The organism is Pseudomonas putida (assembly GCF_025905425.1).
Classification (GTDB): Bacteria; Pseudomonadota; Gammaproteobacteria; order Pseudomonadales; family Pseudomonadaceae; genus Aquipseudomonas; species Aquipseudomonas putida_AF.
Genome location: NZ_CP109603.1, coordinates 5,359,745 through 5,373,318 on the forward strand (window position 1 = coordinate 5,359,745; position 13,574 = coordinate 5,373,318).

Here is a 13,574-nt window from a genome sequence, read left to right on the forward strand (position 1 = left end):
CTTATAATGTCCAAGAAAATCCACGTAACCGACACGATCCTGCGCGACGCTCACCAGTCCCTGCTGGCCACCCGCATGCGTACCGAAGACATGCTGCCGATCTGCGACAAGCTCGACAAAGTCGGCTACTGGTCGCTGGAAGTCTGGGGCGGTGCAACCTTTGATGCCTGTGTGCGCTTCCTCAAGGAAGACCCGTGGGAGCGCCTGCGCAAACTGCGCGCCGCGCTGCCCAACACGCGCCTGCAAATGCTGCTGCGTGGGCAGAACCTGCTGGGCTACCGCCATTACAGCGATGACGTGGTCAAAGCCTTTGTCGCCAAGGCCGCCGTCAACGGCATTGACGTGTTCCGCATCTTCGACGCCATGAACGATGTGCGTAACCTGCGCGTGGCCATTGAAGCGGTCAAGGCCGCCGGCAAGCACGCTCAGGGCACTATCGCCTACACCACCAGCCCTGTGCACACCATCGAAGCCTTCGTGAACCAGGCCAAGCAGATGGAAGCCATGGGTTGCGACTCGGTGGCGATCAAGGACATGGCCGGCCTGCTGACCCCATATGCCACCGGCGAGCTGGTCAAGGCACTGAAGGCCGAGCAGTCGCTGCCGGTGTTCATCCACTCCCACGACACCGCCGGCCTGGCCGCCATGTGCCAGCTCAAGGCTGTGGAAAACGGCGCCGATCACATCGACACCGCGATCTCCAGCTTCGCCTGGGGCACCAGCCACCCAGGCACCGAGTCGATGGTCGCGGCCCTCAAGGGCAGCGAGTTCGACACCGGCCTGGACCTGGAGCTGCTGCAGGAAATCGGCCTGTACTTCTATGCCGTGCGCAAGAAGTACCACCAGTTCGAAAGCGAATTCACCGCAGTGGATACCCGGGTACAGGTCAACCAGGTACCCGGCGGCATGATTTCCAACTTGGCCAACCAGCTCAAGGAGCAGGGCGCCCTCAACCGCATGAGCGAAGTGCTGGCGGAAATCCCACGTGTGCGTGAAGACCTCGGCTTCCCGCCGCTGGTGACCCCGACCTCGCAGATCGTCGGTACCCAGGCGTTCTTCAACGTGCTGGCAGGCGAACGTTACAAGACCATCACCAACGAGGTGAAGCTGTACCTGCAAGGCGGTTACGGCAAGGCCCCGGGTGTGGTCAACGAACAGCTGCGCCGTCAGGCCATCGGCAGCGAAGAAGTGATCGACGTGCGCCCGGCCGACCTGCTCAAGCCAGAAATGACCAAGCTGCGTAACGACATCGGCGCCCTGGCTCGTTGCGAAGAAGACGTGCTGACCTTCGCCATGTTCCCGGACATCGGGCGCAAGTTCCTCGAAGAGCGCGAAGCCGGCACCCTGACCCCGGAAGCCCTGTTGCCGATCCCGGAAGCCGGCGCGATTGCCGCACCTGGCGGCGAAGGTGTGCCGACCGAGTTCGTCATCGACGTGCACGGCGAAACCTACCGCGTCGACATCACCGGTGTGGGCGTGAAGGCTGAGGGCAAGCGCCACTTCTACCTGTCGATCGACGGCATGCCAGAAGAAGTGGTGTTCGAACCGCTCAACGAGTTTGTTGGCGGCGGCGGCAGCAAGCGCAAGCAGGCCACCGACCCAGGCCATGTCAGCACCACCATGCCAGGCAACATCGTCGATGTGCTGGTCAAGGAAGGCGACATGGTCAAAGCCGGCCAGGCCGTGCTGATCACCGAAGCCATGAAGATGGAGACCGAAGTGCAGGCGGATATCGCCGGCAAGGTCGTGGCCATCCACGTGGCCAAGGGCGATCGCGTGACGCCGGGCGAGATCCTGATCGAGATCGAAGGTTGATAGAAACCTTCATCTAAAAAACGGTTTACCTCTGGGGAGCGGATGCTCCCCTTTTTTATGCATTAAATTGCATATTCCGAGCGCTAAGCGTTGAAAATATGCAATTTAATGCATATTTTTTGAGTTTCGAGATGAAGAATATGCACTATATTGCAGCGCCCATGGTGTTGGATGCCGAAGGTGTCACCCGCACGACCAAATGGTCAACCGATATTGAGCGTGCTGGAGAAGTCGACTGGCGCAAGGCGTGTGAGAGCCTGTCGCCACTGATCAGACCCGAGCAGGCGTTCGAACAATTGCGCCAGGATGCGGTGCTGCTGCTGGCGCTTCCAGATCTGCTCCGTGAATCAGGCTTGCCGGAGGTGGTGATGAATCATCCTGCTGTCGCGCTAAGACAGCTTGAGCAGCGGATGAATGCGTGGGGCCTACTATGAGCCTGTCCCCCGAACAACGAGCCAAAATCATCGATGATGTGCAGCAATGGATCGCTGACGGCACATGCGATATGGGTACGGTAGTACGGCATTTGCGCGTGACCGTGGCAGGCCTTCAACAGTCGCAGTTTGCTCGCATGTGCAAGGTATCCTTACGCACGCTTATCCAGATCGAGCGGGGCGAGGGGAACCCTACCCTCAAGTCAATGAATGCCGTACTGCGCCCGTTTGGTCTTCAGATAGGTGTGGTCAGGCGCCAGCGTCAGATCACCTGACCCCGGCTTCACTGTTGATAGCCCTTGCCAAAATGCCGCTCCAGCTTGGCCTGTACCAGCTCCAGCAGAATCGACAGTACCCAGTAGATCACCGCTGCGGTCGTCAGCATCTCCAGATAGCGGTAGCTGGAACGGCCATAGGACTGGGCCAGGAACATCACTTCCCACACGCCCATCACCGAAATCAGCGACGAGTCCTTGAGCATCGAAATGAACTGGTTGGCGCTTGGCGGGATGATGGTGCGCATGGCTTGCGGCAGGGTGACGTGCCAGAAGATTTGCGCAGGGCCGAGGCCCAGTGCCATCGCCGCCTGGCGTTGCCCGGGCGCCACGCCAAGAATGCCAGCACGGAAGATTTCGCTGAGGTAGGCGCCATAGTTCAGCGACAGGGCGATGATGCCGGCGCTGATGGCCCCAGGGACCACGCCCAGTTGCGGCAAGCCCAGGTAGATCAGCAGGATCTGGATCAGCAGCGGAGTACCACGGAAAAACGACGTGTAGAAGCTGGCGATGCCCAGCAGCACCGCGCTGCTCGACAGGCGTGCCAACGCGGCGGCGAAGCCCAGTGCTACCGAAACGACAATTGAGCACAGGCACAGGAACAAGGTCAGTGCCGCGCCTTGCAAAAAGCCATTCGGCCCCAGCTTGAACCCAGCCAGGTAGGGGAATTTCTCGACAATGATCGAAAACTTCAGGTCAAAGCTGAGGAAAAACGCGGCAAACAGCACAAACAGCCCCACCCAGGTCAGGTAGAGGCGTGTGCGGAAACCGAACAGCTGGGCGCCCGTGGTTTTGACGGCGGGACGAGGGGCAGGTTGATGAGCACTCATTTACTGATATCGGCGCCGATCCATTTCTGTGACAGCTTGGCCAATGTACCGTCGGCCTTGAGCTCGGCGAATACCTGGCGCAGTTTTGCATCCCACTCAGGGTCGCCTTTTTCGATGGCCACCGAGTTGGGTTCTTCATACAGCGGCGCGCCGGCCAATTTGAAACGTTTGTCCTGGTCCAGACGGGGTTGGGCGGTGACCAGGTTGGTCAGGATCGCGTCCAGGCGCACGCCTGCACCCAGGCCCAGGTCCTGGAAGGCGACGTTGTCGGTGTCATAGGGCGCGATTTGCACCATTTCGAAGGGGTAATCGATCTTTTTGTCTTCGTCGCCTTCGATGACCAGGTTCTTGTTCAGGTAGCTCTCGTAGCTCGATGCGCTGGTCAAGCCGACCTTGAGGCCGTCGAGGTCTTTGGCTGAGTGAATACGATCATCCTTGGCGTTGACCACGATCACCGCAGGCGAGGCATAGTACTCGACCGGGAAATCAAACACCTCGGCGCGCGCCTTGCTCGGCGTCATGGAGCACACACAAAGGTCGTAACGGCCGCTCCAGCGCCCCGCTGCGATCACATCCCAGGACGGCGTCTCCAGGCGCAGCTTGACGCCCAGCTTGTCGGCGACTGCCTTGGCCACATCCACGTCAAAGCCATCGAGCTGGTTCTGCTCGTTCAGGAACGAGAACGGCGGGTAGCTTTCCATCAGCACGTTGACCACTTCATTGCGCGCTTGTACTCGGTCCAGCGTGGCGCCTGCGAAGGCTTGAGTGGTGGCACACAGGGCGATAAGGCCGGTGCCGAGCAAGGGAAGCAAGCGCATGGAGGTACCTGAAAAAGTTGTTGGACAATCGGTGTCAGGTATTTAATAGTTATAACAAGTTACGTACTAATGAATTTTATTCATAAACATATAAGTGATAGTCATATGGGCGAACAATCGCTGGTAATTCTGGATGGCGGTATGGGGCGAGAGCTGCAGCGTCGTGGTGCGCCGTTTCGGCAGCCCGAATGGTCAGCGTTGGCATTGAGCGAAGCGCCTGAAGCCGTGCTGGCAGTCCATGCGGCCTACATCGAGGCCGGGGCCCAGGTCATCACCAGCAACAGCTACGCGGTGGTGCCTTTCCATATTGGGGAGGAGCGGTTCGCCAAAGAAGGACGCGCATTGGCCGCAACGGCGGGGCAATTGGCCCGTGCCGCAGCCGATGCGGCTGCCGTACCTGTTCGTGTGGCCGGCTCGCTGCCACCGTTGTTCGGCTCCTATCGCCCGGACCTGTATCAGCCGCAGCGCGTCGCTGAAGTGCTGACACCCTTGCTTGCCGGCCTGTCGCCCTACGTGGACCTTTGGTTGGCAGAAACCCAAAGCTCGATCGAGGAAGTCCAGGCCATTAGCGCGCAACTGCCGCAGGACGGTAGACCGTTCTGGGTATCGTTCACACTGCAGGACGAAGGTGCCATCGACGTGCCTCGGCTGCGTTCCGGGCAAACGGTCGCCGAGGCGGCCGAAGCGATTGCCGGGCTGGGTGTCAGTACACTGTTGTTCAACTGCAGCCAGCCCGAGGTGATCGGCGCGGCGTTGGATGTGGCGCGTGAGACGTTCGAGCGCCTGGGCGTGGAGATCGCCATCGGCGCCTATGCCAATGCCTTCCCGCCGCAGCCCAAGGACGCCACTGCCAACGATGGCCTCGATGAGCTGCGCGAAGACCTCGACCCACCGGGCTACCTGAGCTGGGCCAGCAACTGGCGGCAACGTGGCGCGAGCCTGCTCGGTGGTTGCTGTGGTATCGGCCCGGAGCATATCGCAGAGCTCAGGGCCAACCTGGCCTGATCAGGCGCTGCGGCAGGCTTCCAGCGCCCTGACTTGCCCCTCAGGGCGCTGGTTGTCGGCACTCAACCAGCGCTCGAACCCCGCCGCCACCTGTGGCCACTCATCATCGGTAATCGAATACCACGCGGTATCCCGGTTGTGGTCCTTGACCACCAGGTGCTTGCGGAAAACGCCTTCGTAGACAAAGCCAAAGCGCTCTGCCGCACGCTTGGAGCGGGCGTTGGCGTTGTTGCACTTCCATTCCAGGCGGCGATTGCCCAGCTCGAAACCCAGTTTGCCTAGCAAGTACACCGCCTCGGTCCCCTTTGGCGTGCGCTGCATGGCGGCGCCGAAGGCGATGTGGCCGATCTCGATGCGGCCATGGTCGGGCACGATCGACATCAGGCTGAGAATGCCCTGAGCCTGGCCGGTGGGGCGGTCGATGACGGTATAGAACAAGGGGTCCGCGCTGGCGGCATTGCCTTGCAGCCAACGGTCGAAAGCGCCCCGTTCGGGGAATGGGCCATAAGGCAGGTAATCCCACAGGACCGGGTCGGAATCCGGACCCTGTAGCACCTCCCAGAGATTGTCGCCATGCCGTGCCGGGTCGAGTGGCTCCAGGCGAATGAAGCGGCCCTCGATAGGGCCTGGCGTGGGCGCCTTGGCGGGTTTCCAGTTCAGTGCGTCAGTCATGGCGTGCCTACACCCCTTTGCGAAATTGAATGAAGCCCGACCGCTCGGCAACCTGCTGGTACAGGCTGATGGCGGTGGCGTTGGTTTCGTGGGTCAGCCAGTGCACCTTGGTGCAGCCGGCTGCCTTGGCGGTGGCGTAGACATGTTCAATCAGTTGGCGACCGATGCCCAGGCCGCGCTGTGTGTTATCCACATAGAGGTCCTGCAGGTAGCACGCGTTCTCGATGCTCCAGTTGGAACGATGATAGATCCAGTTGACCATGCCGACCGCCTTGCCATCGACCCAGGCCAGGGCGGAGTGGGTGGGCTCGTTGGCGTCCAGCAGGCGCTGCCAGGTGCTGGTGCTGACGGCTTCGGTCAATTCGGACTCATAGAAGCGCAAGTAAGCCTGCCACAGGGCTAGCCAGGCTGAATGGTCGTTGGCGCTGACGGGGCGCAGAGTGACGCTGGACATGGGGCTTTTCCTTCAGAGTTGGCGCATGTGCGCCGCGAGTTGGTTGTCCTGGTGGTCGGTGCTGTCGCTCAGGCCTTCACGCACCCCAGCGATGTCTTCGGCCGAACGGTTCTGGCTGAGTTTGCGTGCCCCTTGCAGGCGTGTGATCGGCATGCGAATACCGACAATGGCGCGGAGCATGCCTTCAAGGTAGTCGCGGGGGGCGTCGGAGGCTTTCCAGGGCTCACTGCGGCCCTGCTCGTGACGGTCGGTCAGGCGGCTGACGATTTGCAGCAGGGGTTCGGCCTCGTGGATGACTTCGACCGCGCCGTAGGCGTGCACTGCCAGGTAGTTCCAGGTGGGGACCACCTTGGGGTTTTCGGCCTTGCTGGGGTAGTAGCTTGGGCTGACATAGGCGTCGGCACCGGGGAACACCAGCAGCGCTTCAGCGCCTTGCTGCAGGTCTTGCCACTGAGTGTTCGCCCGGGCCAGGTGCGCATAGACCGTGCCAGACACGCCTTCTTGAGTGTCGATGAGGACGGGCAGGTGGGTCGCCAGCAGGCCGTGTTCACCGTGGCTGATCAGCACGGCGAGGCGGGTATCGGCCATGTGCTGGTGCAGGCGCTCAAGGTCGTGTTCCTGGTGGGGCTTGCTGTTGTACATGGCGGGTTCCTTGTTGAATGGCTCCATCCTAGGCAGGCTATTGGTTCGGTGTAAGATCCATTTATGACTGATTTGATAGGTCCAATACGGTGAACAAGCGCCCCTTCAATTTGCCCTTCGACCCTGCGGGTATCGTGCTTGACCGCCGGCGCGGGCTCAGCCAGCAGCTTTATAAGGCCCTGCGTGCTCGGGTACTGGATGGGCGCCTGAGCAGCGGTACGCGCTTACCGGCCAGCCGCGACTTGGCGGCGATACTCGCGTTGTCGCGCAACAGCGTGGTGCGTGCCTACGACCAGTTGTATGCCGAGGGGTACATCGAAAGCCGGGTGGGGGACGGCACCTATGTCACCCAGCTCAATAAACTATCCACACAACTATCCACAGGGTTATCCCTGGGGTTATCAACAAGGTTATCCACATTTTCTTCAGAAAAGACTGAGGATTTATCCAGCTGTGAGCGATCCAGTGAACCGTTGGAGCGTCTGAAAAGTAACCATTTACCCCCACCTAGAAGCGGCGCGCCACGCGCATTCAGGGTCGGCATCCCCGCCTTCGATTTGTTCCCATTTGACGTGTGGGCCAAGCTGCAAGCGGGTTTCTGGCGTAACCCGGACCCTGCACAGCTGGGTTATGGTGACCCCGCAGGTGAGCTTCAGCTGCGGGAGCTGATTGCGGCCTACCTGCGTCGTTCGCGGGGCCTTTCGTGCACGGCTGAACAAATTGTGATCACCAGTGGTGCACAGCAGGCCATCAGCCTTTGTGCACAGTTGCTGTTGCAGCCTGGCGATGGCGTAGCTGTGGAAAACCCGGGTTACCGGGCTGCCGGGCATACCTTCGCGGTGGCGGGGGGTAAGGTGGTGGGCGTGCCGGTGGATGAAGAGGGCATGGACTGCCAGCGGCTCGTGCAATTGGCGGACTGCCGCCTGGCCTACGTGACGCCGGCTCACCAGTACCCGACCGGGGTCACCATGAGCCTGGCACGGCGCCTGGCATTGCTGGCCTGGGCCGAGCGCAGCGATGGCTGGATCATTGAAGACGATTACGACGGCGAGTACCGCTACAGCGGTGCGCCATTGGCACCGCTGGCGGCACTGGATCGGCAGGGGCGGGTGCTGTACGTCGGCACGTTCGGCAAGATTGCCTTTCCCGCATTACGTCTGGGCTACCTGGTGCTGCCTGCGCGTCTGGTGCAGGCGTTCAGCCAGGGGCGAGCGCTGGCCATGCGGCATTCGGAGGTGAGCAGCCAGTGCGTGATGGCCGAGTTCATGGCCCAGGGGCATTTCCAGCGCCACATCCGGCGTATGCGCCGGGCTGCGTTGAGCCGACGCAATGTGCTCAAGGCGGGCTGGCCGATGGATGTGCCGGGGTTGGGCGGCATGCCGGAAGTTGCGGCCGGGCTGCATGTGAAGGTCGATGTGGATAACTTTGCGCGAGAGCAAGCGCTGGTCGCCAGGGCCGAAGCGGTTGGGGTGGAGGTGAATCCGCTGAGTAGTTACTGGTGGGAGGACAGCGAGGTGCCTGTGGATAACCGCGCAGGGCTGGTACTGGGCTTCGCGGCGGTGCCAGAGGCGGACATTGCCAGTGCACTGCTGCGGTTGCGCAATGCCTGGCGCAAATGAACGGGGCTGCAGCGCAGCCCCCTTCTGGCTCAGGTGCCGGACTTGATCCGCGTCCAGGCCCGCGTCCTTACCCGTTCGGCATCGCGCGGCAACGGCTTGAGGGTATACAGCTTGGCCATCGCCTCGGCGGTCGGATACAGGTTGGGGTTATTGCGAATCGCCGGGCTCACCTTGTCGGTCGCGTCTTTGTTCGGGTTTGGGTACCCGACAAAGTCGCTGATCGGCGCAATCACCTCGGGGCGCAGCAGATAGTTGATAAAGGTGTGGGCATCTTCCGGGTTGGCGGCGTTTTTCGGAATCGCCAGCATGTCGAACCAGATCGGCGCACCTTCCTTGGGCAGGCGCATGTCCACCACCACGCCATTGTTCGCATCGCGGGCCCGGTTGGCCGCCTGCGAGAAGCTGCCGCTGTAGCCCACTGCCACGCAGATGTCACCGTTGGCGATGTCGGCCATGTACTTGGAGGAATGGAAGTACGTGACGTGCGGGCGGATCTTCAGCAGCAGGTCCTCGGCCTTTTTGTAGTCGGCCGGCTTCTCGCTGTTAGGCGGCAAGCCGAGGTATTGCAGGGCCAGCGGCAGAATCTCGGAAGGCGAATCGAGCAGGGCGACGCCACACTGCTTGAGCTTGGCGATGTTCTCTTCCTTGAAGATCAGGTCCCAGCTGTCCACAGGCGCGTTTTCACCCAGTGCAGCCTTGACCTTGGCGGGGTTGAAGCCGATCAGCACGGTACCGTACATGTAGGGCACGGCAAACTTGTTGCCTGGGTCGTTGGCCTCGATCAGCTTCATCAGGGCGGGGTCCAGATGCTGCCAGTTCGGCAGCTTGCTGCGGTCCAGTGGCTGGAACACGCCAGCTTCGATCTGCTTGGCAAGAAACACGTTGGACGGCACCACCACGTCATAGCCGGAGTTGCCGGTCAGCAGTTTGGCTTCCAGTGCCTCGTTGGTATCGAAAATGTCGTAGATCAGCTTTACGCCGCTGTCTTTCTGGAAGTCGACCAAGGTTTGTGGGGTGATGTAGTCGAACCAGTTGTAGACCCGCAAGGTACCTTGTGCGGCCTGGGCCTGCAGGGCACCCGTGCACAGGGTGGCAGCGATTAACGGGGCGAGCAGACGCTTGAGTCGGGTCATTACCGGGCTCCTGGCTGGGCGCGCTGGAAGCCTTCCAGCACATTGACCGCGTTGATGCCGATTTCTTCCACAGCGTAGCCGCCTTCCATCACGAACAGGGTCGGCTTGCCGAGCTGGGCGATGCGTTTGCCCATTTCCAGGTAGTCCGGGCTGTCCAGCTTGAACTGGGAGATTGGGTCGTCCTTGAAGGTGTCCACGCCGAGTGAGATCACCAGCACATCGGCGTCGTAGTCGGCGATTCGCTGGCAGGCGTCTTCCAGTGCGGCGCTCCAGGCTGCCCAGTCACTGCCGGCTGGCAACGGATAGTTGATGTTGCAGCCTTCACCTGCCCCTTCGCCCGTCTCGTCGGCATAGCCGAGGAAGAACGGGAACTCGGCCTGCGGGTCGCCGTGAATCGAGGCGAAGAACACATCGTTGCGGCTGTAGAAGATGTCTTGGGTGCCGTTGCCGTGGTGATAGTCGACGTCAAGGATGGCGACTTTGCGGCGGCCCTGGTCAAGGAAGGCCTGGGCGGCGATGGCCGCGTTGTTCAGGTAGCAGTAACCGCCCATCACTTCGCCTGCGGCATGGTGCCCTGGTGGGCGGCACAAGGCGAAAGCTGAATGGGCGCCTTGCTGGATGGCCGCTTGGGCAGTGAGTGCGACTTGGGCGGCGCTGTAGGCAGCCTGCCAGGTACCGGCGGTAATCGGCGCGCCGGCGTCGAAGCTGTAGTAACCAAGCTCGCCATGCAGGCCGGTGGGTTTGACCTGGCGCAGGGTGCGGGCTGGCCAGGTGAAAGGCAGCAGGTCGCCTTCGTGGCCCAAAGCGGCCCAGCGCGCCCAGGCGCCTTCAAAGAAGTCCAGGTAGTCGGCGCTGTGGATGCGCAGCAGCGGCGCGCGGCCGAAGTCGGTCGGGCCCTGCACGTCGCCCAGCTGGCGTTTGTTCACTTGATCGAGCACGTGGTCGGCGCGCGAAGGCATTTCGAAGCAGGGCATCAGCTTGCCGTCGATCAGCTCGCAGCGGCCGTGGTGCAGGCGGTGGTCATCGGAATAGATCGTCAGCATTGTTGTTCTCCGGTTGGACTGGCGTGAGCCCATTTTCAGGGTAGACCTGGTACCGGAGAACGACGCAAACGGCCAAAAGGGGATCGATGTGGCCAAGCTCGCTGGCCAGGTTTTGATGTGCCGGCCTCTTCGCGGGCAAGCCCGCTCCCACAGGATCTCCACAACTCTCGGATACTGTGGTGTACCTGTGGGAGCGGGCTTGCCCGCGAAGAGGCCGGCCCAGGTCAGCCGCGAAAATGGCTGGGCGCCACACCACTCCAGCGTTGGAAGGCATGGCGGAAGCTGGCCGTTTCGCTGAACCCCAAGGTTTCGGCAATTCGGTAAATCGGCATCTGCTCATCGGCCAACAACTGCTTGGCCCGCTCGAAACGCAGCTCATCGAGCAGTTGTTGATAACTGCTGCCCAACGCCTGCAGGTGCCGGCGCAAGGTCCGCGATGAGCAGTTCATCTGCCGTGCCAAACCCTCAAGGCCGGGCGCTGCGTCCAGCTGTTGAGCCAGCAGCTGGCGGATCCGCCCCAGCCAGGCCTGGCGCCCTGTGAACTCAAGGTTAAGGCGGCGGCAGCGCTCGCTCATGGCGTTGTGGGTGATGGGGTCGGCCAGCGGTAGCGGTGTGTCTAGCCAGCGCCGTTCGAAGGCAAACGCGTTGTCCTCGGCAGCGAAGCTGATTGGGCACTGGAAGGCACCGGTATAGAGGCTGTGGTAACCAGGCCGGGCATGCTCGAAACGGGCGCCGAGCAGGGGCAGTGGGCGGCCCAGCAGGTCGTCGCAGATGACTTTCAGCGAGACCAGGCAGAACTCGGCATTGAAGGCCGTCAGGGCCGGGCTGTCGCGGTAATCGCTGGCGCTGAGCCAGACGCGCTGGCCATCGTCGATCAGGCGCAGCTGGAAGACTGTTCCCAGCAGTGCCGGAAAGCGCAACGCAAGGCGCAAGGCGTCACCCAAAGTGGCACTGGAGAGCAGGGCGTAACCCAACATGCCATAGCACGACACATGCATGCGCTGGCCCAGTTCCAGGCCGATGTCTTCACGCCGGGCAACGGCATTGGCGCAGACCTGCAGCTCCTGCTGGGTGGTGATGCGTGCGTCGGCATGCCCCAGGTCCGCCGGGCCGATGCCACTGCCGGCCAGCAAGGCCGAAGCCTCGCAACCCTCTGCCTGGAAGACGTTGAGGATCAGCGAAACCGCGTTGAGGGTGGTGAGGTGGCTGTGCAGCATGCTCGGTATCCCGTTGGGTGGGATGCATTATGGAGCAAGTTGTGTGCCGCAAGCCTGTGGCAACGCAGCAGCGCCAGACCTTGCAGGCAAAAAAAAGGCCCGAAGCATGCGCCCGGGCCTTTGAAAGGTTGAGAGGTGTCTAGTCCCTCGACCTGGTGAGACGGTTGAAGCGGTCGGTTACGCCTTCAGCGGAACCAGACGCGGTGCAATCATGTTTTCCGGACGCAGGATGTCGTTGAGCATCTCTTCGTCCAGCAGCTTCTCTTCGCGCACCAGTTCCAGCACACCGCGGCCTGTTTCCAGGGCAACACGGGCGATACGGGTGGCGTTTTCGTAGCCGATGTACGGGTTCAGGGCGGTGACCAGGCCGATCGAGTGCTCGACCAGTTCACGGCAGCGCTGTTCGTTGGCAGTGATGCCGACGATGCAGTGCTCGCGCAGCATGTCCATGGCGCGCTGGAGCAGGCGGATCGAGTCGAAGATCTTGTAGGCGATCAGCGGCTCCATCACGTTCAGCTGCAGCTGGCCACCTTCGGCGGCGACGGTCAGGGCCAGGTCGTTGCCCATGATGGCGAAGGCCACCTGGTTGACGGCTTCCGGGATAACCGGGTTGACCTTGCCTGGCATGATCGAGCTGCCTGGCTGACGCGCTGGCAGGTTGATCTCGTTGATGCCGGTGCGTGGGCCGCTGGACAGCAGGCGCAGGTCGTTGCAGATCTTCGACAGCTTGACCGCAGTACGCTTGAGCATGCCGGAGAACAGCACGAAGGCGCCCATGTCGGAGGTGGCTTCGATCAGGTCGGCAGCCGGTACCAGCGGCTGGCCGCTGATGGTTGCCAGGCGCTGTACGGCGAGCATCTGGTAGCCTGGGTCGGCGTTGATGCCGGTACCGATAGCAGTACCACCCAGGTTGATTTCGGTCAGCAGCTCAGGCGCCAACGAACGCAGACGGTTGAGGTCTTCGGTCATGGTAGTGGCGAAGGCGCGGAATTCTTGGCCCAGGGTCATCGGCACGGCGTCCTGCAGCTGGGTACGGCCCATCTTCAGTACGTGGTCGAACTCTTTACCTTTGGCGGCGAAGGCCTGGATCAGGCTGTCGAGGCTGGCGAGCAGGGCGTCATGCCCCAGCAGCAGACCCAGACGGATCGCGGTCGGGTAGGCGTCGTTGGTCGACTGCGCCATGTTCACATCGTTGTTCGGGTGCAGGTACTGGTACTCACCCTTCTGGTGGCCCATGGCCTCCAGCGCGATGTTGGCGATGACTTCGTTGGCGTTCATGTTGGTAGAAGTACCAGCACCGCCTTGAATCATGTCCACCACGAACTGCTCGTGGTAGTCGCCTTTGATCAGTCGGCCGCAAGCAGCGCTGATGGCGGCGTGCTTGGCATCGCTCAAGTGCCCCAGCTCCCGGTTGGCGTCAGCAGCTGCCTGCTTGACCATCGCCAGGCCCACTACCAGTTTCGGGTAGTGCGACAGCGGAACACCGGAGAGGTGGAAGTTGTTGGCAGCGCGCAGGGTCTGGATGCCGTAGTAGGCATCAGCAGGAACTTCAAGGGTACCCAGCAGATCTTTTTCGACGCGGAACGATGCAGCGGAAGACATGATGTATATCATCTC

General features: G+C 61.7%; 13 protein-coding genes and 1 pseudogene. 5 read left to right on the forward strand and 9 right to left on the reverse strand.

Going from position 1 to position 13,574, the window contains the following annotated elements; genetic code table 11:
- Positions 1-6 precede the first annotated feature (6 nt).
- The 3 genes and pseudogenes from oadA (at position 7) to OGV19_RS24155 (ending at position 2,524) form a co-directional block, all read left to right on the forward strand.
- Positions 7-1,815 (forward strand): sodium-extruding oxaloacetate decarboxylase subunit alpha, encoded by a 1,809-nt coding sequence (gene oadA, locus OGV19_RS24145; RefSeq protein WP_264310968.1) that lies wholly within the window; start codon positions 7-9, stop codon positions 1,813-1,815.
- 146 nt (positions 1,816-1,961) lie between these two features.
- Positions 1,962-2,249 (forward strand): annotated as a pseudogene (locus OGV19_RS24150) (type II toxin-antitoxin system HipA family toxin); the annotation flags it as partial.
- Positions 2,246-2,524 (forward strand): helix-turn-helix transcriptional regulator, encoded by a 279-nt coding sequence (locus tag OGV19_RS24155; RefSeq protein ID WP_264310970.1) that lies wholly within the window; start codon positions 2,246-2,248, stop codon positions 2,522-2,524. The pseudogene OGV19_RS24150 and the gene OGV19_RS24155, both read left to right, overlap by 4 nt.
- Positions 2,525-2,532: 8 nt before the next feature.
- Here the strand turns inward: OGV19_RS24155 and OGV19_RS24160 are convergent, their stop codons facing one another.
- Complete coding sequence (locus OGV19_RS24160) at positions 2,533-3,354, reverse strand: amino acid ABC transporter permease (RefSeq protein ID WP_264310971.1); 822 nt, start codon at positions 3,352-3,354, stop codon at positions 2,533-2,535.
- Positions 3,351-4,172, reverse strand: coding sequence for an ABC transporter substrate-binding protein (locus tag OGV19_RS24165; RefSeq protein WP_264310972.1), 822 nt, complete (start codon positions 4,170-4,172; stop codon positions 3,351-3,353). Before OGV19_RS24165 ends, OGV19_RS24160 begins: the two co-directional genes overlap by 4 nt.
- A gap of 105 nt (positions 4,173-4,277) precedes the next feature.
- On the opposite strand from OGV19_RS24165, the gene OGV19_RS24170 reads away from it, so the two are divergent.
- A complete protein-coding gene (locus OGV19_RS24170; RefSeq protein WP_264310973.1) occupies positions 4,278-5,177 on the forward strand; it encodes a homocysteine S-methyltransferase family protein in 900 nt (299 codons plus the stop codon).
- On the opposite strand, the gene OGV19_RS24175 is transcribed toward OGV19_RS24170, so the two are convergent.
- The 3 genes from OGV19_RS24175 to OGV19_RS24185 are packed head-to-tail and all read right to left on the reverse strand — an operon-like array spanning position 5,178 to position 6,945.
- Positions 5,178-5,849, reverse strand: a complete 672-nt coding sequence (locus OGV19_RS24175) for a GNAT family N-acetyltransferase (protein ID WP_264310974.1) — start codon at positions 5,847-5,849, stop codon at positions 5,178-5,180.
- A gap of 7 nt (positions 5,850-5,856) precedes the next feature.
- A complete protein-coding gene (locus tag OGV19_RS24180) occupies positions 5,857-6,303 on the reverse strand; it encodes a GNAT family N-acetyltransferase (protein WP_264310975.1) in 447 nt (148 codons plus the stop codon).
- 12 nt (positions 6,304-6,315) lie between these two features.
- On the reverse strand, positions 6,316-6,945 hold the full coding sequence (locus OGV19_RS24185; RefSeq protein ID WP_264310976.1) for an FMN-binding negative transcriptional regulator: 630 nt from the start codon (positions 6,943-6,945) through the stop codon (positions 6,316-6,318).
- 89 nt (positions 6,946-7,034) lie between these two features.
- Between OGV19_RS24185 and OGV19_RS24190 the strand changes: the two genes are divergently transcribed.
- Complete coding sequence (locus OGV19_RS24190) at positions 7,035-8,564, forward strand: MocR-like pyridoxine biosynthesis transcription factor PdxR (RefSeq protein WP_264310977.1); 1,530 nt, start codon at positions 7,035-7,037, stop codon at positions 8,562-8,564.
- A gap of 29 nt (positions 8,565-8,593) precedes the next feature.
- Here the strand turns inward: OGV19_RS24190 and OGV19_RS24195 are convergent, their stop codons facing one another.
- The 4 genes from OGV19_RS24195 to aspA form a co-directional block, all read right to left on the reverse strand.
- Complete coding sequence (locus OGV19_RS24195) at positions 8,594-9,697, reverse strand: polyamine ABC transporter substrate-binding protein (RefSeq protein ID WP_264310978.1); 1,104 nt, start codon at positions 9,695-9,697, stop codon at positions 8,594-8,596.
- Positions 9,697-10,740, reverse strand: a complete 1,044-nt coding sequence (locus OGV19_RS24200; RefSeq protein ID WP_264310979.1) for a histone deacetylase family protein — start codon at positions 10,738-10,740, stop codon at positions 9,697-9,699. The genes OGV19_RS24195 and OGV19_RS24200 overlap by 1 nt, the downstream gene beginning before the upstream one ends.
- A gap of 224 nt (positions 10,741-10,964) precedes the next feature.
- Positions 10,965-11,957, reverse strand: coding sequence for an AraC family transcriptional regulator (locus tag OGV19_RS24205; protein ID WP_264310980.1), 993 nt, complete (start codon positions 11,955-11,957; stop codon positions 10,965-10,967).
- A gap of 177 nt (positions 11,958-12,134) precedes the next feature.
- Complete coding sequence (gene aspA / locus OGV19_RS24210) at positions 12,135-13,559, reverse strand: aspartate ammonia-lyase (RefSeq protein ID WP_033702596.1); 1,425 nt, start codon at positions 13,557-13,559, stop codon at positions 12,135-12,137.
- Positions 13,560-13,574: the final 15 nt, after the last annotated feature.